At 73.0% G+C, this 22,067-nt stretch carries 16 protein-coding genes; 5 read left to right on the forward strand and 11 right to left on the reverse strand.

The window, feature by feature from the left end; translation table 11 throughout:
- The first annotated feature begins 46 nt into the window (after positions 1–46).
- Positions 47–1,726 (forward strand): ATP-binding protein, encoded by a 1,680-nt coding sequence (locus tag ACFZBP_RS35740; protein ID WP_383450228.1) that lies wholly within the window; start codon positions 47–49, stop codon positions 1,724–1,726.
- Positions 1,723–2,406, forward strand: a complete 684-nt coding sequence (locus ACFZBP_RS35745) for a response regulator (RefSeq protein ID WP_383450230.1) — start codon at positions 1,723–1,725, stop codon at positions 2,404–2,406. The genes ACFZBP_RS35740 and ACFZBP_RS35745 overlap by 4 nt, the downstream gene beginning before the upstream one ends.
- 24 nt (positions 2,407–2,430) lie before the next feature.
- Here ACFZBP_RS35745 and ACFZBP_RS35750 read toward each other — a convergent pair whose 3' ends face one another.
- The 9 genes from ACFZBP_RS35750 to ACFZBP_RS35790 form a co-directional block, all read right to left on the reverse strand.
- On the reverse strand, positions 2,431–2,733 hold the full coding sequence (locus tag ACFZBP_RS35750) for a dsRBD fold-containing protein (protein WP_383450232.1): 303 nt from the start codon (positions 2,731–2,733) through the stop codon (positions 2,431–2,433).
- 355 nt (positions 2,734–3,088) lie between these two features.
- Positions 3,089–4,153, reverse strand: coding sequence for a rod shape-determining protein MreB (locus ACFZBP_RS35755; protein ID WP_391419554.1), 1,065 nt, complete (start codon positions 4,151–4,153; stop codon positions 3,089–3,091).
- Positions 4,154–4,382: 229 nt separating this feature from the next.
- Positions 4,383–9,476 carry an SAV_2336 N-terminal domain-related protein gene (locus ACFZBP_RS35760; protein ID WP_391419556.1) on the reverse strand — a complete coding sequence of 1,698 codons (5,094 nt, stop codon included), beginning with the start codon at positions 9,474–9,476 and terminating at the stop codon, positions 4,383–4,385.
- Positions 9,466–10,470 carry an AAA family ATPase gene (locus ACFZBP_RS35765; protein ID WP_383450237.1) on the reverse strand — a complete coding sequence of 335 codons (1,005 nt, stop codon included), beginning with the start codon at positions 10,468–10,470 and terminating at the stop codon, positions 9,466–9,468. Before ACFZBP_RS35765 ends, ACFZBP_RS35760 begins: the two co-directional genes overlap by 11 nt.
- Before the next feature lie 31 nt (positions 10,471–10,501).
- The gene (locus ACFZBP_RS35770) at positions 10,502–12,190 is read right to left on the reverse strand and encodes a trypsin-like peptidase domain-containing protein (protein ID WP_391419559.1); all 1,689 of its coding nucleotides are present in this window, start codon (positions 12,188–12,190) and stop codon (positions 10,502–10,504) included.
- Positions 12,187–12,537, reverse strand: a complete 351-nt coding sequence (locus ACFZBP_RS35775) for a CU044_2847 family protein (protein WP_383450831.1) — start codon at positions 12,535–12,537, stop codon at positions 12,187–12,189. The genes ACFZBP_RS35770 and ACFZBP_RS35775 overlap by 4 nt, the downstream gene beginning before the upstream one ends.
- Positions 12,538–12,642: 105 nt before the next feature.
- The gene (locus ACFZBP_RS35780) at positions 12,643–14,421 is read right to left on the reverse strand and encodes a carboxyl transferase domain-containing protein (RefSeq protein WP_391419562.1); all 1,779 of its coding nucleotides are present in this window, start codon (positions 14,419–14,421) and stop codon (positions 12,643–12,645) included.
- Positions 14,414–15,889: an AMP-binding protein gene (locus tag ACFZBP_RS35785; protein WP_391419564.1), complete on the reverse strand. Its 1,476-nt coding sequence runs from the start codon at positions 15,887–15,889 to the stop codon at positions 14,414–14,416. The genes ACFZBP_RS35780 and ACFZBP_RS35785 overlap by 8 nt, the downstream gene beginning before the upstream one ends.
- Positions 15,890–15,956: 67 nt before the next feature.
- Complete coding sequence (locus ACFZBP_RS35790; protein ID WP_391419566.1) at positions 15,957–17,354, reverse strand: SLC13 family permease; 1,398 nt, start codon at positions 17,352–17,354, stop codon at positions 15,957–15,959.
- A 247-nt stretch (positions 17,355–17,601) separates the two neighbouring features.
- Between ACFZBP_RS35790 and ACFZBP_RS35795 the strand changes: the two genes are divergently transcribed.
- Complete coding sequence (locus tag ACFZBP_RS35795) at positions 17,602–18,294, forward strand: FCD domain-containing protein (RefSeq protein ID WP_391419770.1); 693 nt, start codon at positions 17,602–17,604, stop codon at positions 18,292–18,294.
- Between the two features lie 10 nt (positions 18,295–18,304).
- On the opposite strand, the gene ACFZBP_RS35800 is transcribed toward ACFZBP_RS35795, so the two are convergent.
- Entirely contained in the window at positions 18,305–18,556 is a 252-nt protein-coding gene (locus tag ACFZBP_RS35800; RefSeq protein WP_391419568.1) for a S1 RNA-binding domain-containing protein, read from the reverse strand.
- 94 nt (positions 18,557–18,650) lie between these two features.
- Between ACFZBP_RS35800 and ACFZBP_RS35805 the strand changes: the two genes are divergently transcribed.
- Positions 18,651–19,526 carry a RimK family alpha-L-glutamate ligase gene (locus tag ACFZBP_RS35805; RefSeq protein WP_383450246.1) on the forward strand — a complete coding sequence of 292 codons (876 nt, stop codon included), beginning with the start codon at positions 18,651–18,653 and terminating at the stop codon, positions 19,524–19,526.
- Positions 19,527–19,533: 7 nt separating this feature from the next.
- Here the strand turns inward: ACFZBP_RS35805 and ACFZBP_RS35810 are convergent, their stop codons facing one another.
- Entirely contained in the window at positions 19,534–20,625 is a 1,092-nt protein-coding gene (locus tag ACFZBP_RS35810; protein ID WP_391419571.1) for a hypothetical protein, read from the reverse strand.
- Between the two features lie 218 nt (positions 20,626–20,843).
- Between ACFZBP_RS35810 and ACFZBP_RS35815 the strand changes: the two genes are divergently transcribed.
- The coding region (locus ACFZBP_RS35815) for a TIR domain-containing protein (protein WP_391419772.1) at positions 20,844–22,067 on the forward strand (1,224 nt) is incomplete at its 3' end.

Consider the following 22,067-nt stretch of genomic DNA (forward strand, 5'->3'; position numbering starts at 1 on the left):
GAGACACCCCGTCTCGGTTCTGTGACCATTGAAGGTTGAGTTCATAGTGGTCATAACGGCACGGCACAAACGGAGCCAGACGCTCGCCGGTGAGCTGCTCGTATGGCAGCTCGCCATTGTCGTGATCGTGCTGGCCGCCGTGGCCGCGGTGTCCCTGGCACAGTCGAAGGCGACCTTCGACCGGGTCGAGGGACGCCGGGTGACCGCGCTCGCCGAGGAGCTGGCGGGCAACCCGCTGGTCCGCAACCAGCTGGTGCGGCCCGCCCCCGCCGAGATGCTCGCGCCGCTCCTGCAGTCCACCCTCACCCGGTCCGGCGTCACCTCCGCCACGGTCTCGAACGCCGGCGGCGAGATCGTCGCCTCGACCAACCCCACCCTCGTCGGCACCCGGATGCCGTCCGACGGCCCGCAGATCACCGAGGGCCGCGGCTGGTCCGGCGAGCTGCCGGTCAACGGCGTCACCGAGCTGGTGGCGCAGGCGCCGGTCCTCGGCTCGGAGGACCGCAACGCGGGGGACCACCTGGGCACCGTGATGATCGGCCGGGCCTCGCCGTCGGTCTGGCAGCGGCTCGTGGGCGCCTCGTCCTATCTGCTCGTCTACCTCGGCGTCGCCAGCGTCCTCGGGATCGCCGGCTCCTGGCTGCTGGCCCGGCGGATCAAACGCCAGACCTTCGGCATGGAGCCGCGCGAGATCGCCGGGCTCGCCGAACACCGCGAGGCGATGCTCTTCGGGATCGCCGAGGGCGTGGTCGCCCTCGACCCGCAGCAGCGCCTCACGCTCGTCAACGCCGTCGGCCGCGGACTGCTGGACCTGCCCGAGAACTGCGTCGGGATGAGCCTGGCCGACCTCGGCATCGAGGGACGGCTCTACGACGTCCTGGCCGGCCCCCCGCGCGAGGGCGAGCCCGGCGATCCCGCGCCCCGGGACGAGGTCGTCATACGCCGCGGCCGGGTCCTCGTGATGAACCGGATGGACGTCACCAAGGACGGCCGCCGCCTCGGCTCCGTCACCACCCTGCGGGACCGCACCGAACTTGCCCAGATGGAACGGGAGTTGGGCTCCTTCCGCAGCACCACGGAGCTGCTGCGCGCCCAGGCCCACGAGTTCTCCAACCAGCTGCACACCATCTCCGGGCTCATCCAGATCGGCGAGCACGACGAGGTCGTACGGTACGTCCGCGCCCTGCGCAAACACCGCGAGTCGCTGGACCTGAACCTCACCAGCCGGGTCCGCGACCGGGCCGTCGCCGCCCTGCTCATGGCCAAGTCGGCGCTGGCCGCCGAGCGCAAGGTACGGCTGAGGATCTCCGAGCGCACCGCACTGGACCGGCTGGAGCCGACGGACTCAGCGGACGTGGCGACCGTCCTCGGCAACCTCGTGGACAACGCGGTCGACGCGGCCGCGAGCGGCTCCCGGGCGGAGGACGGCGACCCCGAGGCCTGGGTGGAGGTGGAGCTGCGCCAGGACGCCTCCAGCGTGGAGATCGTCGTACGGGACTCGGGGCCGGGCGTGGCGCCCGAGCTGGCGCAGGAGGTGTTCCTGCACGGGTTCACCACCAAGGCCGCACAGGGCGGCGACCGGGGGATCGGCCTGGCCCTGACCCGGCTGGTGTGCAAACGCCGGGGCGGCGAGGTGTCGGTGGCCAACACGTCGGCGGGCGCCATGTTCACCGCCCGGATGTCCGTCGGCCGTCCGGCCGACCGAGCGATGGAGCAGGTCCGATGATCGATGTGCTGATCGTGGAGGACGACTTCATGGTGGCGCGGATCCACCGCGGATTCGTCGACGGCGTCGACGGGTTCCGGGTGATCGGCACGGCGAACTGCGGGGAGCAGGCGCTCACCTCCGTCGCCGAGCTGCAACCGGACCTGGTGCTGCTCGACCTCTACCTCCCCGACATGTTCGGGCTGGAGATCATCCCCCGGCTGCGCACCGCCGGGCACGACTGCGACGTCATGGTGATCAGCGCGGCACGCGAGTCCGAGGCGGTGCGCGGGGCCGTACGCCAGGGGGTCGTCGACTATCTGCTGAAGCCGTTCGACGCCGAGGACCTGCGGGCGCGTCTGGAGCGGTACGCGGCGCGGCGCAGCAACCTCTACGCGGCGGTCGTCAGCGGACAGTCCGACGTGGACCGAGCGCTGGCGCGGGGCGCGGCGCCGTCCGCCCCGGCGGCAGCCCTGCCCAAGGGCATGAGCGTGGAGACCGCCGAACTGATCGAACGCGAGCTGCGGGCGACCGACGGCAGTCTCTCCGCCGCGGAGTGCGCGGCACGGCTCGGGGTGTCACGGGTGAGCGCCCGGCGCTATCTGGAGCACTTCAGCGGCACGGGGCAGGCGGAGGTGTCCCTGCGGTACGGGCAGGCGGGCCGCCCGGAACGCCGGTACAGCTGGCTGGACAGACCCTGAGGGCTTCCGAGAGCCGCGAGGGCCCTACGGCCGCTCCCACGCCCGGCTGCCGCCCAGGTCGGCCGGGCCGGCCAGTTCCACGATGTCGTCGGAGGCGATGTCGTGCAGCCTGATCGCCAGGTCCTCCAGGGCGCGGCTGGCGGCGAGTTCGTCGCCGATCTCCGGGATGGGCCGGTCGATCGGGTTGCGGTGGGCCACGCCCCGGCCGGTGACGGGCGAGGGGTCCCCGGCCGCGTCCTCGGTGGTCAGCACGGCCTCGGCGCGGGTGTCGTCGCCGTCCTCGGTGATGCGGATCCGGACGGTCCAGTCCTTCTGCTTGTCTGCCATCGAGATCACTTCCGTACGGGTTGAGGGCCCTACAGAAGAGCGTGCGCCTGTTGCCGGGCCGGGTCCAGCGCAGGTCGGGGGCCCGCTCCCGGGGGCGGTCTCATCCGGGGGACGTAGCCGCGCGCCCATCCGCTCCTCCCACGGAGGCATGACAAGTGCCTCCGTGGGCACGATGTGCCGAAAGGTTGCGGAGAGAAGGCTGGTCGCAACGGACCCGAGATACGAGGAGGGCGCCATGAACCGCCAGACCCACGTTCGCGTTCGTGTCACCCGCCGGCCCGCCGCTCCCCGCGACACCAGGGGCGAGATCGACCGGCGCACGCCCTCGGGGCGGATCCTGCCGTACTAGCCCGCCTCAGTCGACAGGGTCCTGGTCCTCGTCCTGGTCCAGGTCCCGGGCCGGCTTCATGGCCTCGATCCTGCCCTCCAGCATGGTGCCGAGACCCTGTACGGCGCAGACGTCGGGGCGCTCGGCGATATGCACGGGCATGCTGGTGGCCTGCCGCAGCATCTCGTCGAAGCCGGGCAGCAGCGCGCTGCCGCCGACCATCATGATCCCGCGGTCGGCCAGGTCGGCGACCAGATCGGGCGGGCAGTCGCGCAGCACCTTGCCGATGCTGTCGAGCACGGCGGTGAGCGGGGTCTGGATGGCGTCCCGTACGGCGGCGGTGTCCACCTGGACGGAACGGGCGAGGCCGGTGCAGATGTCGCGGCCGTGGATCTCGGTCGAGGTCGGGCCCTGGGAGGTCAGCCCGTTGCCGGACAGGGCGAGCTGCAGCGGGCGTACGTTCTGGGCGGGCAGCATCAGCTCGTGCTGGTGCCGCAGATGCTGCACGATCGCGTGGTCCACGGCCTCGCCGCCGACGCGGATGCGTTCGGCGGTGACGATGGCGCCGAGGGAGAGCACCGCGATCTCGGTCGCGGCCGCCCCGCACACCATGATCATGCTGGCCTCGGGCTGCTCGACGGGCAGTCCGCACCCGACCGCGGCCGCGATGAGCGTGTCGACGAGTTCGACACGCCGGGCGCCCAGGCCGACCAGGGTCTCGATGGCGGCGCGCTGGGCGAGCGGATCGGCGTCGTGCGGGGTGCAGACGGCGGCCCGCAGGAAGGGCTTGCGGCGCAGGGCGCGGCGCATCTTGTCGCCGAGCAGATGCCGCAGCATGCGCTGGGCCATCTCGATGTCGACGACGGTGCCGCCGGAGACGGGCCGTACGACACGGATGTAGTCCGGGGTGCGGCCGGTCATCCGCTCCGCGAACTCACCGACCGCGATGAGGGCGCCGGTCCGGGTGTTGACGGCCGCGGCGGAGGGCTGGTCGACGACGAGTCCGGCGCCCCGCACATAGACGCGGGTCCTGGCGGCCCCCAGGTCGACGGCGAAGTGGCAGCGGCGGAGCTGCTCCAGCGTGGCGGTCATGGGGGGTCCTCCCGATAACGCAGACCATGGGTCCGCCGGGTGGGTGGCGGGCCTCGCTTGGGGTGGGTGGGACGTGTGGGGTCGTGATCACGGAGCCGCCGCGCGGCGGGTCTCCTTGACATCGATCGTGCGGTCTGCAGGTGGAGGGCGCCTTTTGGAGGGGGCCGGGTGGGGTGCGGCTGAATGGGGGGTGGTGTCCGCCATACCGCGGCGCATCGGCACTGTGCGGTCATCGGTACCGAGCGGCCGTCACCAGCAGACCGAGGCCGGATACGAGGAGCACGTCGCCGTCCTGCTCGCGCAGCCGCCTGCGGGTCTGTTCGTCGATGCAGACGCCGATGAAGGGCATGCCGACGGCGCGGGCGGCGAGCAGTTCAGCGACGGTGGAACCGACCAGCACGCAGGAGGCGGCGTCCACCTGGAGCTCGTCGAGGACCTGGTGGAGGGGGAACGGGTCCGGCATGAGGCGGGTGAGATCCGTGCCGCGGCCGTGCACACCGCCGGGCAGGTGGGAGAGGAGATGGTGCCTCTCCAGATACCTGACGGCCGCCTCCCGCGCCCGGTCGGTCACCACGGCCGGTTGGGCCCCTCCGGCGTGCAGAGCCGTGACCAACTGGCCGGCGGAGGGGACGGGCGGCGCTTGGTCGGCGGCCCGCACGTCGTGCAGGTCGACTCGGACGCGTATCTCCCGGGCCAGTTCGTGTCCCGCGAACGCCCGTAGCATGTCGAGGGAGTTGGCGTCCCGTTCCAGCGGCTGCAGCGGGTCCTCCCGCCCCGGCAGGGGGCGCCCGGAGAGGGCGTCCTCCAGATCGCGCTCCTCCGTGAGCAGCCGGGCGACGTCCCTGAGGACCTGGCTCTCGGTCTCCGCCGTGTACAGCCGGGCCAGCACTCCGTCGAAGCCGAGCAGCACCCGGTCGGCGCGCACGATCAGGTCCGGCGGATAGGGCCGGGCGGGGCGGGTCCAGTGCGCGAGCCTGCCGGCCGCGGCGGTCCGGAACACCGTCGGTAGGGACCAGCGCACGAGGTGGCCGGGCACGCGCTTGGTGCCCAGCACCTCCCTGAGCTCGTTGCCGTAGGCGCCCCGCGCACCGAGCAGGGTGGCGGTGAGCAGTCCGGGCACGTCCAGGACCGCGTCGGCGGCGGCCGCCACGGGGTCGCTGACGCGCCACCTCACCTCGACGCCGGGCACCTGCTCGGGCGCGAGGCGCCGCTCGGTCAGGTCGACCGCGAAGTACTGCCAGCCCGCCCGGACATGCGCGGGTGCCGAATGGACGAGGGCGAAGTCCGCGGGCACCAGCTCGCCGCCGCGCAGCCGGAGCACGATCCTGGCTTCATTCGGGTGAGGGGGGATCCGCCCGTCGCGCGGCATGGGGAAGGGGCCCGCCACCGTCCTTTCGGGCGTGGGTGCGGTTGCGGGCGGGCCGGTGAACGCCGGAGTGCGCAGCACGTCCGTCATGTCGACCAGTACGGCCGCAGCGGACGGGTCGGGCACCTCGGCGGGATGGACGGTGCGATACCAACCCGGGGCGAGTCTCAACCGCGTGAACCGTTCCGTGCCGATGGAATTGTCCGCGAACACCACGGAGTGCCAGAACTCCGAGACGGCGATGATCGCCTGCTGCCCGGACATGTTCAGCTCGGCCACGACCGCCTCGGTGGCCGGTCGGTCGCCGTGCTCCGCACTCTCGTCCTGCCCGAAACCCATGTTGGGCCCGAACTCCGCCTCCCAGAACACGACCCGTAGGCGGCGGCCCTCCAGACGGCCGAGGAGTTCCGCCAGCCCGGCCACAGTGATCCGCAAGAGGGGGGACGCGTCCCCGAACGGCCGCGTCAGCAGCGTGAAGCCCCGATCCGTGTCCCCGAGCACGTACTCCGCCGCGGCGAGCCCGCTCGCCTCCAGCAGAATCGTGACCAGGCGGTGCAGTTCGTCGCGCGCGTCCTCGGTCGGCGGGCCGTCCACGAACTCGAAGCAGGCGCAGTCACACCGGTCGGTCTCCGGCTCGTCGTCGGGCTCGAACTCCGGGGGCTCGTCGTACGCGTCCTCGACCTGCTCGGCCAGCAGAGTGTCTTCGACGGCGAACAGGCTGTCCGGTACGTGGTCCTGGGGGAGCGGAGTGTCCTCGGACAGCTCTTCCCGCAGCCTCGGGTGGTCGTCCTCCGCAGGGATGAAGCCCTCGGACAGTTCGTCGGGAGCCGTGACGAAGCCGTACGCGATATCGGTGTCCGTGGCCGTGCCGGAGAGCTCCTCGTCCCCGGGGCCGTCCGCCGAGCCGTCCGGAACGTCGCCGAACTCGTCACGCAGCTCCCGCCCCAGGACCAGCAGTTCGGGGTTCTGCCCACCGGACAGCTCGTACTCCTCGTACACCTCAAGGGCTTCCTCGACACGCCCCTGGCGCCGCAGGGCGGTGATGAAGAGGCGACGCAGGTCCTCTCGGGCCGGGTGGTCGTCGACGAGGCCGGCCAGGTCGACGGCCGCGCGCCCGAACTCGCCGACCTCCAGGTCGAGTTCGGCACGCGTCGCGCACAGGGAGAGGCGGAGCTGGAGGAGCCGCGTGCGGGCGGCGTCGGCGGCCGGGCCCGGGATGCCGTCCAGAGCGGTGCCTCGCCAGAGACTCAGCGCCTCCTGCGTGGCCTCGCGGGCGGACGCGATGTTCCCCGCCGAGCGTTCCGCCTTGGCGCGCTCCACCAGGCGCTGGCAGGCGATCACGTCCACGTAGACCGCGCCGGCCCGGAGGGCGTATCCGTCGGACTGTCTCACCAGTACGTCAGGGCCCAGCGCGTTGTGCAGTCGCGACGCGTACGACCCCACGAGAGCCGCCGCACGTGCGGGGTCGTCACGCCGGCCCCAGATGCCCTCGACGAGCTGGGCATGGCTCAGCGTGCCGCCGTTGTGCAGGAGCAGCATGGCCAGCATGGCCTGCTCCTGCGGGGACCCCTTGGCGAGGGGCCGGCCGTCGCGCGTGATGCGGAGCGGGCCGAGGAGGGAGAAGTCGGTGCGGTGGGCGGCCCCGAGCGCGGGCAGACGCAGGAGCCGCTCGACACCGTGCAGCTGGGTGTCGGCATCCTCGGAGGTGAGCTCCGCGACAGCCGAGTCCAGTTCCTCCGAGAGCCACGCGGGTACGGCCAAGTCGTCCAGGGGGAGCGGGAGTTGCTGACTGTCGGGACCGTCCGTACCCCGGTGCGCGGTGCGCACGATGTGCCCCAGGGCTCGTAGATCGTCCTGGCGGCTCCCGGTGCCGTAGGACATGGCATCGAGGCAGGAGAGGACCGGGCCGTGCGCGGTGATGATGACATGCGACGTGTCCAGCCCACCGTGTGGCCGGCCCTGGGTGTGCAGCGCGTCGACCGCTTCGACGAGCGGAGGGACGAGAGCGAGGAGTTCGTCACCGGGCAGGCCGTGGCGTGCGTGCCTGAGCCGATTGCGCAGGTTACGGCCGTCGATGAAGTCGCGTACCAGGTACGGGACGTCGTCCTCGATGCCGAAATCCCGGACCGCGCCGATACCGGGATGCCGGATCCGGCTGAGCCGCTCGGCGATGTCCGGGAAACTCGCGCGGAACCACTGAGGCGGACGCGGGTAGGTGCGCACCATGACCTGCTCGTCGCCCTCTCGGGTGTCCGACGCGAGCCAGTGCGTGCCCATCGCGTCCAGACGCCGGACCAGACGGTAACGCCCGGCGGCGATCAGGTCTCCGGGAAGCCGCCAGGTCTGCGAAGCGGTCGCCCCGGCCGGCCCGAACTCGTCGGACAGCCGCCGTACGCTCTCCGGGTCGACCGTGGCGAACACATCGCCGTCCGCGTCGGCCCGGGTGCCGGACGGTGCCGGGGCCAGGGCCCGGAACTCACCGGGCGCCAGTCCTGCCCGGGTGTCGATCAACGCGCCGAGATCGGCGAGCAGTTCGGTCGTCCGAACGCGCGCTGTCCGCGGCAGGCTGCGCAGCAGCAGCTCCCGCACCCCGTCCCGGAACGCGTAGGAACCGGGCGGACCGGGCACGCCGGTGAGCATGCCGCTGAGGATGACTTCGGCGAGGTGCTGGGGGCGGGGGCGCGGTTCGAGGGTGGCGTGGAGCAGGCGCATGACCGGTAGGTCCGGCCGCCCCAGCGCGAGATGGCCGGCCAGTCGGAACGCTTCCGGGGAGGCCGTGGCGCGAAAGCGCAGGACCAGCTCCTCCGGGGACAGGCCCATGAGGTCCGTACGGTCGGCCGAGTCGGCCGGCGGTGGCCCGCTCAGCCGGGCTGCCGCGCCGGGGAAGCCCCGGCCGCCCGTTGACGCGACCAGCGAGACCCAGTTCGCCAGCCAGTCCGGACCCGGCTCCAGGACGGGGACCGCGACCCGGGCCCCGGCCGCCTCCTCGGGCTCGTCGTAGGGCAGGAACGTGAGCGAGGCCGAAGGCGCCGCCGGATACGGCGCCGACAGCAGACCGGGGGCGGCGGGCAGGGCGGTGTCCCGCCACAGGTGTTCCGGCAGGGGCTGTACGACGGCCAGCGGCATTCGTCGCGCCCAGCGGCGCAGCACAGCGAACCAGCGGGTACCGACCGGGCCCTGGCGCCATTGCGGACCCATGCAGTCGCTCACGAGAAGGGTGACCGTCCGGCCGTCGGTGGGGGCCGGGGTGCCGGGGCGCACGGTGCTGTCGGGATCGGCGCGGTGCAGGGTGACCGTCCGGAAGACGCCCGACTGGGCGAGGACCGTGTGCAGTTCGCGGACCAGCGGGCGCCAGACCGCCATCGTAGGGCCGGCGTCGTACACCAGGGTCAGCCGCAGCCACCGCTCCCGCGCCGGGCGCAGCACCGGCAGCCACCACTCGGGGGCGGCGCCCAGCCTGGCGATGCGGTCGGCGGTGGCCCGCTCGTCCAGTTCGAGTCGGTCGGGCGCGTCGGTACGGCGCTTCAACGGGCGCAGGGAGCGCTGCAGGGCCAGCGGGTTGCGCAGCATCGGGGGCGCGGGGGCCAGAAGGGTGGCGTGCGGGACGGCGGACGCGGCCGAGGTCGGTCGGCCGTGCGGGGCGGGTAGATGGAGCGGGGCCCGTGGGGGCCGCGGGGGCCGCGGAGGCGTGGTCCGGGGCGGGGTGCGGGCGCGTGGCGGCCCGGGCGGATGCGACGGTGTCGTCGAGGGGGCGTCGGGGCGGGGGGCGGCAGGACGTACGTCCTCGGACGGGGGTTCCGGGGCCGGCTCCGTAGGCTCCGCGGGCTCCATGTGCCGGGCCAGCCAGAGGAGTTCGGCCAGTTCGAGCGGGGTCGGGCGGACACCGCCGCCCGCCTCGGCCAGGACATCGGCAAGGCGGACCAGCGGCGGGCGTCGGCCGGCGCGCTCAGAAGACATCGGTCGGGGACGCCTCGCTCAGATAGGGCATCAACTGCTCGGCCAACTCGTCCAGGGACTCCACGGCCAAGCCGGAGGAACGAGCCAGGTAGATCGCGTTGAGGAGCTGGTCGGTGGCCAGGTCGCCGCCGCCCATCCGGGACAGGAAGCGGCTGATCAGCGTCTGCGCGTAGGCGTCGGGCTCCTCGTCGAAGTGGGCGCGGACGATGTCGGCGAGATGACGGTCGTCCGGCTGCCGCAGGCGCAGCGTGACACAGCGGCGCAGGAACGCGGGCGGGAACTCGCGCTCACCGTTGCTGGTGAGGACGACGAAGGGGAAGGCCCGGCAGCGGACCCGGCCGTCCTTCACCGCCACCCGCTGGTCGGCGCCGTCGATCAGCACCTCGGCGGTGGGGTGGTCGCGCGCGGCGCGGATCAGCTCGGGGAGCTCGTACTGCCCCTCCTCCAGGACGTTCAGCAGGTCGTTGGGCAGGTCGAGGTCGCTCTTGTCGATCTCGTCGATGAGCAGGGCCCGCGGGCGGGCGTAGGGGAGGAGAGCGGTGCCGAGCGGGCCGAGACGGAGGTGGTCCTCGATGCCGATCCCCGCCGCGGGTGCGTTCCTGGCCGCGTACAGCCGGGACAGCGGGTCGTACTGGTAGAGGCCGTCGTGGAGCGTGCTGCGACTGGTGATGTTCCAGCGCAGGACCGGGCCGAGGCCCAGCTCGCGGGCGACCGCGTAGACCAAGGAGGACTTGCCGGTGCCGGGCGGGCCCGTCACCAGCAGCGGACGCCTCAAGTAGAGGGCCGCGTTGACCAGTTGGACCGTCTGTGCCGTGGCCTGGTACGTCTCGGCGCGGTGGGTGCGGTCCGGGGAGACGGCGTCGGCGTCGGTGGCCGGGTCCAGAGCGTCGAGCACCGGCTCGCCGTTGAAGGCCCGCCAGGGTGGGGGCGGCGGCAGCCGGGTGATGCCGTCGTGCGGCTCGTTGGTGCCGGTGTAGACGGGCCACAGGGGCATGGGTCTCTTCTCCGTTGAGGGCGGGGCCGGCTCAGGCGACCGGGGAGTGCAGGCCGGCGGCGGGTTCGGGGAAGCAGCGAGGGTCGTCCCACAGCAGCTGGACGTCGTTCGCCCAGTGCCGTTCCGGATCGTCGTCCGCGTCCGCGGTCTCCCGGAGCTCCCTGAGACGGCGGGGAAGCTCGGTGGGCCGTGTGCCGGCGACCGAGGCGGTGAGCGCGTCGAGGAACACGGCCCCGGAGCAGGGGCCCTCGTGCCCGGCGTCGGCGCAGCCTGAGCGCGGCCACAGCAGCACCGGTACCGGGGTGTTGAGGCCGACCTCGAAGTACGGGCGCGCGGCGCCGGGCGGGAAAGAGAAGCCGGCCAGGTCGGCGTCGGCGTCGCGCAGCCGCTTGCGCAGGCTCGGCGGGCGCTCCGCGGAGCCGCAGCGCACTTGGTGCAGCCGCGTCTCGGAGCCGGCGTCCAGCTTGAGCCACTTCTTGACGAGCTGATGGCGCAGCCGCCCGCTGCGGTGCCGGGACCGGTCCACCACGACGAGCGGATAGGCGCAGCCCAGTGGCGTGGAGTCCTCCGCGCCGCACTCCCAGCGCGCCACCGGCTCGTTCAGCCATTCACGAGGCAGTACGAAGGTGATCAGCTCCTCGGCGTCGGGCGCCAGCTGCGTGAACGCCTCGTCGATCTGCTCCTGGACGTATGCCCGAACGGCACCGCGCGCGAGCCGCCGCGCGCTCACGCGCCGACGATGCCCCTCGCGGTAGGCGGACACTTCGACGGTGACCTGGTCGGGACCGGCCCCGCTGTGCTCGATCTCGACCAGGATCGGCGACCACGACGGGGAGGCGGCAGCGGCAGACGTGGTGGCGGCAGCGGACTGCGGGCGCGCAGGGGCCAGCAGGCTTTGCAGCCGGTCGGCGAAACGGGTCACCGCCTCGGCGCCGGGCACCTCCCACTGCACATACCCGGCGGCCGCGCCCAGTGAGGCGAAGCCGCCCTCCGGCAGCAGCGGGCCGAACGGTCCGACGGCATCGACGTAAAGCCGGTTCGCGTCGCAGTCCAGCCCCTGCGCCACCGCCCGGCGTACCAGCGTGTACAGCCGTCGTACGGCGTCGGGGTCGTGGTCAGGGGTGGGCACCCGCTCGCCCAGCTCGGGCCAGTAGCGGGCGATGACCTGGGTGGGCAGCATCCGGCCGACCCGGATGTCCCGCGCGCCCGCCACGGCAGCCACCATGCCGACCACCCGGCCGTCCGCCAGCGTCACCGCCGCGCCGCTGAACCCTGCGGCCAGGGGCTGTCCGTGGGCCGTCACGGCCTCCAACTGGCGCCACTCGTCCGAGACCAGCGCGCCGGGCAGGGCCTGATACCGCGCGAGCATGCCTTCGTCGTAACCCCGGGGGAAGCCGTACGCCACCAGTGTGGGGGCCGGGTCGCCCAGTTCCGCGCCGGGCGGTGCGAACTCGACCGGCGCCAGCGGCACTTCGTGGTCGAGCTCCAGAACGGCCAGGTCACCGGGGTCGGCCGCACCACCCGACCAGCCGCCGTGGATGGCGACGGTGGCCGAAAGGGGGCTGAGCTCCCTGCTGTTGGGGAAGGACACCGTCACCGCCGACGTGTCGCTCCACCGCACGACGTGAGCGCAGGTGATCACGCGGCGCGGCGAGACCAGGAACCCCGCGCCGACCTCGTTCCCACAGGCGATCCGGGCGTGCCAAGCTGCCCCGCTCATGATTGAGGGGCGGCGTCCTGACCCCCTGCCGCCCGGTCGGGTGACCAGCTGAGCTTCACCACCAGGTGGCCTTCCGTCGAACCCTTGGCGATCACCGCCCCGGCCTCCGCCGTGAGCTTCACGCCGAACTCGAGTTCCACGGAGTCGGGTTTGAGCGAGCCGTCCCGGAAGACCCGCAACGCGGAGTCCGCCGCCGCGCGCACGCCGTCCAGGGCGTTCTCGAACGTGCGGGTCGCCCGGGCGGGGCCGTCACCGCGCGACACGAGTCGTGCCCCGGCCTCGTCGTCGATGCCCTCCACGACGACGCGCGCGCCGCCGTCGGTCTCGAACTCCATCAACCCGTCCATGGCGCCGCTCGCTCCCCCGTGGTGTGTGACCTCGTCGAACTCCATTGTTACGGACGGCGCTTGGTGATGTCGCCGGTTCAGGTAGGCAGGATCCGCCTGCGGGGTTCAGGACACGCTCCCGCTCGACGCGCCGACGACCCCCCGGATCACCCCCAGCTCCACCAGGTCCTGCGGCCGGATCCGCAACTGGTGCGCCGTCGCCTCCACCTCCCGCGGACCCCGCTTGAGGATCGCCGCCGCCAACTCCGGGGCGATGACGGAGAAGTAGCTGTCCGGCGTGGCCCAGGTGTTGCCGGGCGCCGCCAGGGCCAGCGCGCCGCCCGAGCCACCCTCGCCGATGACCAGGGTGGTGATCGGGACACGCGCCCCGGCCACCGCCCCGAACAGATCAGCGATCGCCGCGCCCACCCCCTGCCGCTCGGCCTCCGCGTCGTTGGCGGCCCCCGGCGTGTCCACCAGGGTGAGCACCGGGATCCCCAGCCGGTCCGCGAGCCGGATCAGCCGGGCCGCGGTCCGGTAGCCCGCCGGGCGGGTCGCCGTGCCGGTCTGCGCGGCGTACGCGACCGTACGGCCCTCGTGCGCACCGAACCCACAGAGCATGCCCTCCGGGTCGGCGCCACCGCAGCGGTCACCGCTGACCGTGACACGCTGCTCGAAATAGGCTGCCAGATATGCCTCCGCCCGCGGCCGCCGAGCAGCCCGAGCACCCTGAACCGCGTCCCAGCCGGTGACCGGGAGGCCCGTGGCGCCGAGGGGGGCCGGGGGCGGGGGTGCGGTCTCGTGGGGGGCGAGGTCGAGAGACGGCCTCTTCGCCGGGGCGGCCCCGGCGCGGGCCTCGGGCGCCGGGCGTCGAGCTGTCGGGCCGGGAGTACCCGCACCGGTCGGGTCGGCGGCGTCCTGAGCCGCCGTGTCGGCGGCGTCCTGAGCTCCTGTGCCGGCCGTGTCCTGGGCGGCCGTGCCGGCAGCCTCCTGAGCCCCTGAGCCGACCGTGCCCTGGGCCGCCGTGCCGGCAGCCTCCTGAGCCCCTGAGCCGACCGTGCCCTGAGCTGTCGTGTCGGCCGTGTCCTGGGCTGTCGTGTCGGCAGCGTCCTCAGTCGCCGCGTCGGCAGCCTGCGGGGCCGCCGTGCCGGGACCACCCTGAGCCGCCACTTGGGAATCGCCCCGAACCGCCGACCGGGGCGCGCCGCGCGCCCCCGCCCCGGCCAGCAACCCCAGCCACCGACCCAGCACCCCCCGCAACTCCTCCGCCCGGACCACCGCGTCCACCGCCCCCGCCGCCACCTGCGCCTCCGCCGTGTAGGCCGTCGGGTCCGCGTCGGGCGGGCGGACCCGGGAGCCGGCGAAGCCGATCTGGGCGCCGGGGAGGGCGAGGGTCACGTCCGCGCCGGCGCCGAGGGTGGCCCAGCCGCCGCCGGTGGTGGGGTCGCGGAGGACGGCGATCTGGGGGAGGCCCGCTTCTCGGGTGAGTATCGACTGGCGGGCCACGCGCTGGAGCTGGGTGAGGGCGAGCATGCCCTCCTGCATGCGGCTGCCGCCCGTGGCGACCAGCGGGACGACCGGGAGGCGGTGGGCGCGGGCGTGGGCGTACGCCGACTCCAGCCGGTCGCCGGTGCGTTCGCCGAGCGAGCCGCCCAGGAAACCGAACTCGAACGCGAGCAGCACGGCCCGCGTGCCCGCCACGGTCGCGGTGCCGCAGACGACCGACTCGGCCTCGCCGGTGCGCTCCCGGGCGCGCGCGTGGGAGGTGTCGTAGCCCTGCCAGGACAGCGGGCCGTCCGGCTGCCCGGAGCCGGACTCCCGCTCCGGGGCGGGGAGTTCGGTGAACGAACCCTCGTCGGCGACCAGTGCGACGACCTCGCGTGCCGACATGCGCCGCTCAGTCATGGGTCAGCGCCCGCTTCATGATCTTCCCCATGTCGTTGCGGGGGAGGGCGTCGAGGTAGTGGACCTTGCGGGGGCGCTTGTGGGGGGCCAGGCGGGCGGCGACGTGGGACGCCAACTCCTCGGCGCCGGGCGGAGATTGGGGGTCGACCGGGACGATCCACGCCACGATCCGCTCGCCCAGGTCCGCGTCCGGTTCGCCGGTGACCGCCGCCTCCCGCACCCCCGCGTGTTCGAGGAGCGCGTTCTCGATCTCGCCTGCCCCGATCTTGTAACCACCGCTCTTGATCAGGTCGGTGGCCTTACGTCCCACGATCCGGACGTATCCGTCGGGGTCCCGCACCGCCATGTCACCCGTGCGGAACCAGCCGTCCGCCGTGAAGGCCGCGGCCGTCGCGTCGGGGCGGTTCAGGTACTCGGTGAACAGGTTCGGGCCGCGCACCTGGATCTCGCCCACGGTCTCGCCGTCGTACGACGCGATCGGCGTCCCGTCCTCCTCCACCAGCCGCAGCTCCACCCCGGGCAGCGGGACGCCGACCGCGCCGGGCCGCGGTTCGCCGTCCGCGCGGACGCTCGTGTTCATCAGCGTCTCCGTCATCCCGTACCGCTCGACGACCCGCTGCCCGGTCGCGGCCGTGATCCGCTCGTGGTCGTGCACGGGCAGCGCCGCCGAGCCCGAGACCAGCAGACGTGCCTTGCCCAGCGCCCGCGCCAGCCCGGGGTCCTCGGGGAGGGCCTGGGCGATGCGGTGGTACATCGTCGGCACGCCGAACACCATGGTCGCGCCGTCGTTCAGCTCCCGCGCGACGCCCTCCGTGCCGAACCGGCCCAGATGCCGTACGGATCCGCCGCGGCGCAGCGGGCCGAGGATGCCGAGGACCAGGCCGTGGACGTGGAACAGGGGCAGCCCGTGGACCAGTACGTCCTCGCCGGTCCACTGCCAGGCGTCGGCGAGCGCGTCCAGGGTGTGGGACACGGCCCGGCGCGGGAGCACCGCGCCCTTGGGCGGGCCGGTGGTGCCGGAGGTGTAGACGATCAGTGCCGGGTCCTCGTCGGACGCCGGTGCGGCGGCGAGCGGGCCGGTCGCCCGCAAGTCGACATCTACATCTACATCTACATCGACTTCGACTTCGATGCGGTCCAAGTCGGCGAGGGAGGAGGGGAGTTCGTCTCCCGGCGCGGCCAGCACCACCGACGCCCCGCAGTCCGCCAGGATGTGCCCGAGCTCCTTCTCCCCGGACTTCGGGTTGAGCGGTACGGCCGCGACACCGGCCTCCAGCGCCGCCACCACCGCCACGGCCGTCTCCAGCGCCGGGGTCGCCCAGACGGCCACTCTGCCCGCCCCGGCGATCCGCGCCGCGAGGGCACCGGAGGCGGCGCCCAGCGCGCCGTACGTCAGGGAGCGGTCACCGAACCGCAGGGCGGCTCGGTCCGCCGGGGCGTCCGCCAGGGCCGGGAAGAGAGAGGACACGCGTCGTACTCCTTAAGTACTCGACTCAACTGCTCGACTGATCCGCACGGTTGCTTGTCGTCCCGGCCTACCCCCAGCCCGGCACGACCAGTGCCAGCCACACCACCGCGGGCACCGCCGCCACCACGATCCCTCCGTACACCATCAGCTGCCGGAAGAAACGCTCACGGTCCACGTCCGGCGCCGCGGCCAGCACCAGGGCGCCGTTCGTCGAGAAGGGGCTCACGTCGACCACGGTCGCCGACACCGCGAGCGCCGCCACCATGCCGACGGCCCCGATCTCGCCCTGCGCCAGGAACGGCACCGCGAGCGGGATGAGGGCGCCCATGATGCCGACGGACGAGGCGAACGCGGAGACGATCGCGCCGATGTAGCAGAGCAGTACGGCGGCCAGCAGCGGGACGCCGATGCCGCCGACGCCCTCGCCGGCCCAGGTGATGGTGCCCATCTCGTCCAGGACGCCGACGTAGGTCAGTACGCCGCAGATCAGCAGCACGGTGGGCCAGGCGATCTCGCCGACCGCCTTGCGGCTGTCGTTCGGCCAGAGGGCGCTGAGGAGGACGGCGAGGGTGATCGCGGTCAGGCCCGCGTCCAGGTCGAAGGCGAGGACGGCGATGACGAGGGCGATGAGGGAGAGGAGGGTGGCGATTCGGGGTGGGGTGAGGGGGAGGGTGGGGGCGGGGGTGGTTTCGCGGGTGTCGGTTGTGGTGGTTGTGGGGGAGGGGTGGGGGGCGGGTTCGGTTGTCGTCCCTGTGCTGGTCCGCTGTGGCTGGTCGCGCCCACGCGGCGGTAGCCGCACATCGGATGCAACCCCGTGCCCCTGAGGGGCGTCTCCCGCACCCTTGACGAGTGAGTCCTGTCGCCACAGCCGCAGACCCCCGCATACGACGAACACCACCCCGGCGATGACCAGGTTGGCGAAAAGCGAGGCCAGGAAAAGCGTGACCTCGTTGCCCGGGAGTTTCTCGCGTTCGACGATGCCGTTGACGATCGAGCCGTAGATGCTGATCGGGGAGAAGCCGCCGGCCTGGGCGCCGTGGACGACCATGGCGCCCATCAGCAGCGGGCTGATGCCGTACTGGGCGGCGAAGCTCAGCGCGATCGGGGCGACGATCGCCACGGCGGCCGGGCTGACGGCGCCGATGGCGGTGAGCGCGCCGGTGAGGGCGAACATCACCCAGGGGATGAGGGCGACGCGGCCCCGGACCAGCCGGATGGAGGCGTGCACCAGCCAGTCGGTGGTGCCGTTGGAGCGGGCGATGGCGAAGAGGTACGTGACGCCGACGAGGACGACGAACAGGTCGCCGGGGAAGCCGGCGAAGATGCCGTCCGCGTCCAGGTCGGCGACGAGGGTGCCGACTCCGAAGGCGGCGGCGAAGGCGAGCGCGCCCATGTTGATCGAGCGGGTGGTGGCGATGACGAACACCACGGCGAAGACGAGGATCGAGATGAGTTCGGGGGACATACGGGCTCCCGTCGTTGGGTCCCGGGGCGGTTGCGGGTTCACACCCCCTCAGTGGCTGAGTGGCTGAGCCACTTCGGACGACATCGGGGTGATGGCTGGATAGCGTGGGCGGCCGGGGACCGGACGTCAAGAGGTGGCGCAGAATTGGCTCAGCCACTTGACCACTCGACCGTCGGACCACTCGACCGCCCCGGTGCTACGCTCCCGGCGAGAGGGGGACCCCGTGACCGACGACGCCCTGCGCCCCATGACCAAGCAGCGCCTCTACGAGCAGGTGCTCGACCGGCTGCGCGCGTACGTCGCCGAGGGCGGCCTGGGCGCCGGGGACCGGCTTCCGACCGAGCGTGACCTCGCCCAGCGGCTGGGGGTCAGCCGGGCCTCCGTGAAGCAGGCGATCGTGGTCCTGGAGGTCCAGGGCCTGGTGGAGGTGCGGCACGGGGGTGGCACGTATCTCGTGCGGGACAGCCTCGACGTGGAGCCGGTGGAGCGGATGGTCGAGCGCCGCCGGCGTCTGCCCGACGTGCTGGAGGCGCGGGAGGCCCTGGAGACGAAGCTCGCCGAACTGGCCGCCGAGCGCCGGACGGAGGACGACCTCGCGGCGATGCGGTCGGCCCTCGCGCACATGGCGAAGGAGGTCGAGGACGACGGCCACGGTGTGGAGGGCGACCGGCTCTTCCACGCCGCGGTCACCGCCGCCGCGCACAGCAGCATCCTCGCCGAGTTCATGCGCTCCATCGCCGACCAGATCGCCGAGAGCCGCACCGAGTCCCTGCGCCAGCCCCACCGCCCGGCCCGCTCCCTCGCCCAGCACCAGGCCATCCTGGACGCCATCGCCGACCAGCGGCCCGGGCAGGCGGCGGCCGCCATGCGCCGCCATGTCCGTACGGTCGCCAAGGTGCGGCTGCTGGACTGGGAGCCGGAGGAGGAGCGGGAGGCGTAGGGCCGGCCGGCTACGGCGCGGGTCTGAGGACGACCCGGCGCCGTTGGAGGTTGACGTCGCCCACCTCGACGGCCATCTCGTCGCCGGTGCGGGGGACCGCCGAGCCGGCGAGCGTGTCGTGGTGCACCAGCCCCTCGACGCCCTCGCCGACGCGGACGAACACGCCGAACGGGGCCGCCTTGGTGACCGTGCCGCGGACGACCCGGCCGAGGAACTCGCGCGCGAACTCCGCCAGCGGGTCGGGGTTCAGCGCCGGGGGCACCCTGCGGCCGGGGGCCGGGCTCCGGCCTGTCCTGGCTTCGGAAGCGGTTGTTAACCTGCCGATCGCACATACGTCCCATCCGGAGGAGCCCGGCGTGCCCCGTATCGCCCTCGTCACCTGCCGCCCCGGCCCCGAGATCAGCGTCGACCGCGACCTGCCCGTCCTGGTGGGCGCGCTGCGCGAGGCGGGGGCCGAGGCCGACGCCGTGTACTGGGACGACGTGGCGGTCGATTGGGGCGGGTACGACCTCGCGGTGATCCGCTCGACCTGGGACTACAGCTGGCGTGCGGCGGAGTTCCTGGCGTGGGCGGAGCGGTGCGACAAGGTCACACGGCTCGCGAACCCGGCCGAGGTGGTGCGGTGGAACGCCGACAAGCGGTACCTCGGCGAGCTCGCCGCCGCCGGCGTACCCGTCGTGCCCACCCGCTACCTCGCCCCGGGCGACGGCGCCGACGGCCTCCCCGTGGACCACGAGTACGTCGTCAAGCCGACCTCGGGCGCGGGCGCCCGGTTCGCCGCCCGCTACACGGCCGACGAGCACGAGGCGGCCGTACGGCACCTCGCGCGGATGCACGCCGAGGGGTTCACCGCGATGGTGCAGCCGTATGTGAAGGGCATCGACGTCAGCGGCGAACGGGCGCTGCAGTTCTACGGCGGCCGGCTCCTGCACGCCAGCCGCAAGGGCGCCGTCCTCACCCCGGGGACGCCCTACGACGAGCACAAGGTCGCCCACCCCGGCCTGGAGCCCTGGACCCCGACCCCGGCCGAACTCGCCGTCGCCGAACGCGCCCTGGCCGCCGTACCGCAGGCTCCGGAGCTGCTGTACGCGCGTGTGGACCTCGTCGACGGGGAGGACGGGGCGCCGCGGGTGATGGAACTGGAGCTGGTCGAGCCGAATCTGTTCCTGTCGCTGCACACCGGGTCGGTGCCGCGGGTGGTGGACGCGATCGTGGCGGCCGCGGCCCGCTGAGGCGCGGTCACGGCCGGTCGGCCGGGCCGGGGCCGGGGGGCGGCTGTCCGGTCGGCGGCGCGGGGGGATCGGGGGCCGCGCCCGAACGCAGGCGTTCGAAGACGAGGTCGAAGGTGAAACCGGCGCTGAACCCGAGAGGCAGCGTGAAGAACAGGAGTCTGCGCACGTCGAGTTCGTCGAGCAACGACGGCACCGTGAGCAGCTGCGACGCCACGTACAGCAGGACGGAGACGATCCCGGCGCCCAGCCCCCGTACCGCGGACCTCGGCCACTGGTCGGGCGCCTCGAAGGAGCTGCGGATCACCGCGCCGGCCATGGCGGCCAGCAACGGAGTCACCACCAGGACCGCGAGCCGACGGCCGGTCGCCGGGCCGGGCTCACCGGCCAGCCCGAAGCCCAGCAGGGCGCACACCAGCAACAGCAGCGCCACCGTCAGGCCCAGGCCGGTGGAGAGCGAGGCCCGGCGTCCGGTGCGCTCGCGCTCCCGCAGCCACTGCGCGCGGCGCCGCCGCTGTCCGTCCAGGCACTCGACGAGCCGGCGGGCGGAGTCGGGCCGCCAGTCCTGCCCGAGGAGGGTGATGTCGTCGTCGGTCGTGTCGTTGCGGACCTTGTCCAGGTTGACCCACACCTGGCTCGCCCCGCCGCCGAACGCGGCGACCGGCAGCATCGGGATGCGCTGGGACAGCGCGATCACCCCGGCCACCCGGGTCGACTGGCCGCCGCCGACGAGCAGCAGCGCGTCGCAGGTGAGCAGCGTCCGGTAGAAGGACACCTCCCACTCCGGGCCGGTGTCCCGCACCGTGTGCACGACTGCCGGGCTGCCCTGCGGCAGGCCGAAGTCGGCGTCGCGGTGGCGCGGGACGTGCGCGAAGATCGCGCCGTCCTCCTGGGCGTACCCGTGGACGACGTCATGCTCGACGTACTTCGGCTTCGCGGAGAACACGGCCAGGTCGTAACCGGCCAGGGCGAGTTGACGGCCCAGCTCGCGGCAGGCGGCGGGGGCGGAACCGGGGTGCCTGAGCTCGGGCACGTAGGTCCGGCCGGGCTCGACGCTGCCGACGATCGCTACCACCGGGCGTGCGCTGTCGGGCGACACCATCCCCCGCTTCCCCGCCTTCTCACTCGACCCGCGATCCGCTGCCACCGTGAGGTTCCCCGGCCGCCGGGCGGGTCACACGTAAGGGGCTGGACATACGGTCCGTCAATTCATCGACATAAAGCCGAGTTGACCTATGTCCCTATCACCTGTCAACCTCTCCGTCCTACAGGGACGGCTGAGTCCCTACTGGGCACGTGCGGCAGGACGGTAAGTGGTCGATGGCGATCACCTTCATCAGTCATAGCTCGGCGAAGACCGAAGAGGACCAGGCGAACGCCGATTCGGTACGGACCGAACTCATGAAACGTTTGCCGGACTTCGGCTGGGAAGTCCGGGTGGACGACCACCTGACGCCCGGAATGGCCTGGCGGTCGGTCCTCTACACCTGGATGGCCGACTGCGACGCGGCGGTCGTCCTGGTGAACCGGGACGGGCTGGAGTCGTCCTGGCTGAAGCGCGAGGTCAACATCCTGCTGTGGCGTCAGTCGATGGGGTCACGTCTGGTCATCGTGCCCGTGCTGCTGAGCGGGCTCTCGCCGCGGGAGCTGCGCCGCTCGGAGATATCGCATCTCGCCGACCTCCAGTGCGTCGTGCAGGACGACATGACCGGCGAGGACGTGGTCGACCGGATCCTCCGGCGGCTTGGGCGGCTGGGCACCTGCGCGGACACCTCCGCGATGCGCTCCATGACGGCCAAGATCGAACACTGTCTGGACGGGGTGACCGACCGGTTCACGCTGCGGTCCATGGCGCACGAACTCGGCGCCGAGGGGGACTGGCGGTTCCCCACCGCGGAGGAGGAGCGCCGGCACATCGCCCACCAGTGTCTGGCGCCGGTGCCCGTCCTCAAGGTGCCGTCGGCGGTGAACGAGGTCGAGTTCTTCCTCGCGCTGGACCGGCTCGACAAGCTCATCAGCCTGCTCCTGCCCACCTGGATCGACCCCGTGGCCGTACGCCTGCTGCTCCCCGGTGACGGACAGGTCGTCGCCACGCTGGCCGGCCGGCGGACCGACACGGCCAAGCAGCACATCCAGCGCGCCTCCTGCGCCTCGGGCCGCTACCGGGCCGAGGCCGTCTCCCTCGTGGCGGGCGAGGCCCAGGAGGCGGAGCACATGGAGGCCTGCCGGGCAGCCGTACGGGCCCTGCTCTGGTCGGACGACGAGAACGACCTTCCCCTCGAGGGCCACGTGCTCTTCCTCGTCATCGACCCCTCCGGCACCGACCTCGGCGCCGTCGGAAAGCTGGTGCACGCCCTGCTCGAACGGTTCTCCTGGCTCAACATCGTCATCCTCACCGACCAGGCCGACCCCCTCTCCCTCGGCCCCCAGGCCGCCCGCACCCTCCACATCCCCCTCCAGCCCGGCGCGGAACGGCAGGCGGTACGAGCCGACAAGGCCCTGTCCGACATCCGCGCCCAGCACACCGGCCGCGGGAAGGGGCAG

Source organism: Streptomyces sp. NPDC008086 (assembly GCF_042957325.1).
Taxonomy (GTDB): Bacteria; Actinomycetota; Actinomycetes; order Streptomycetales; family Streptomycetaceae; genus Streptomyces.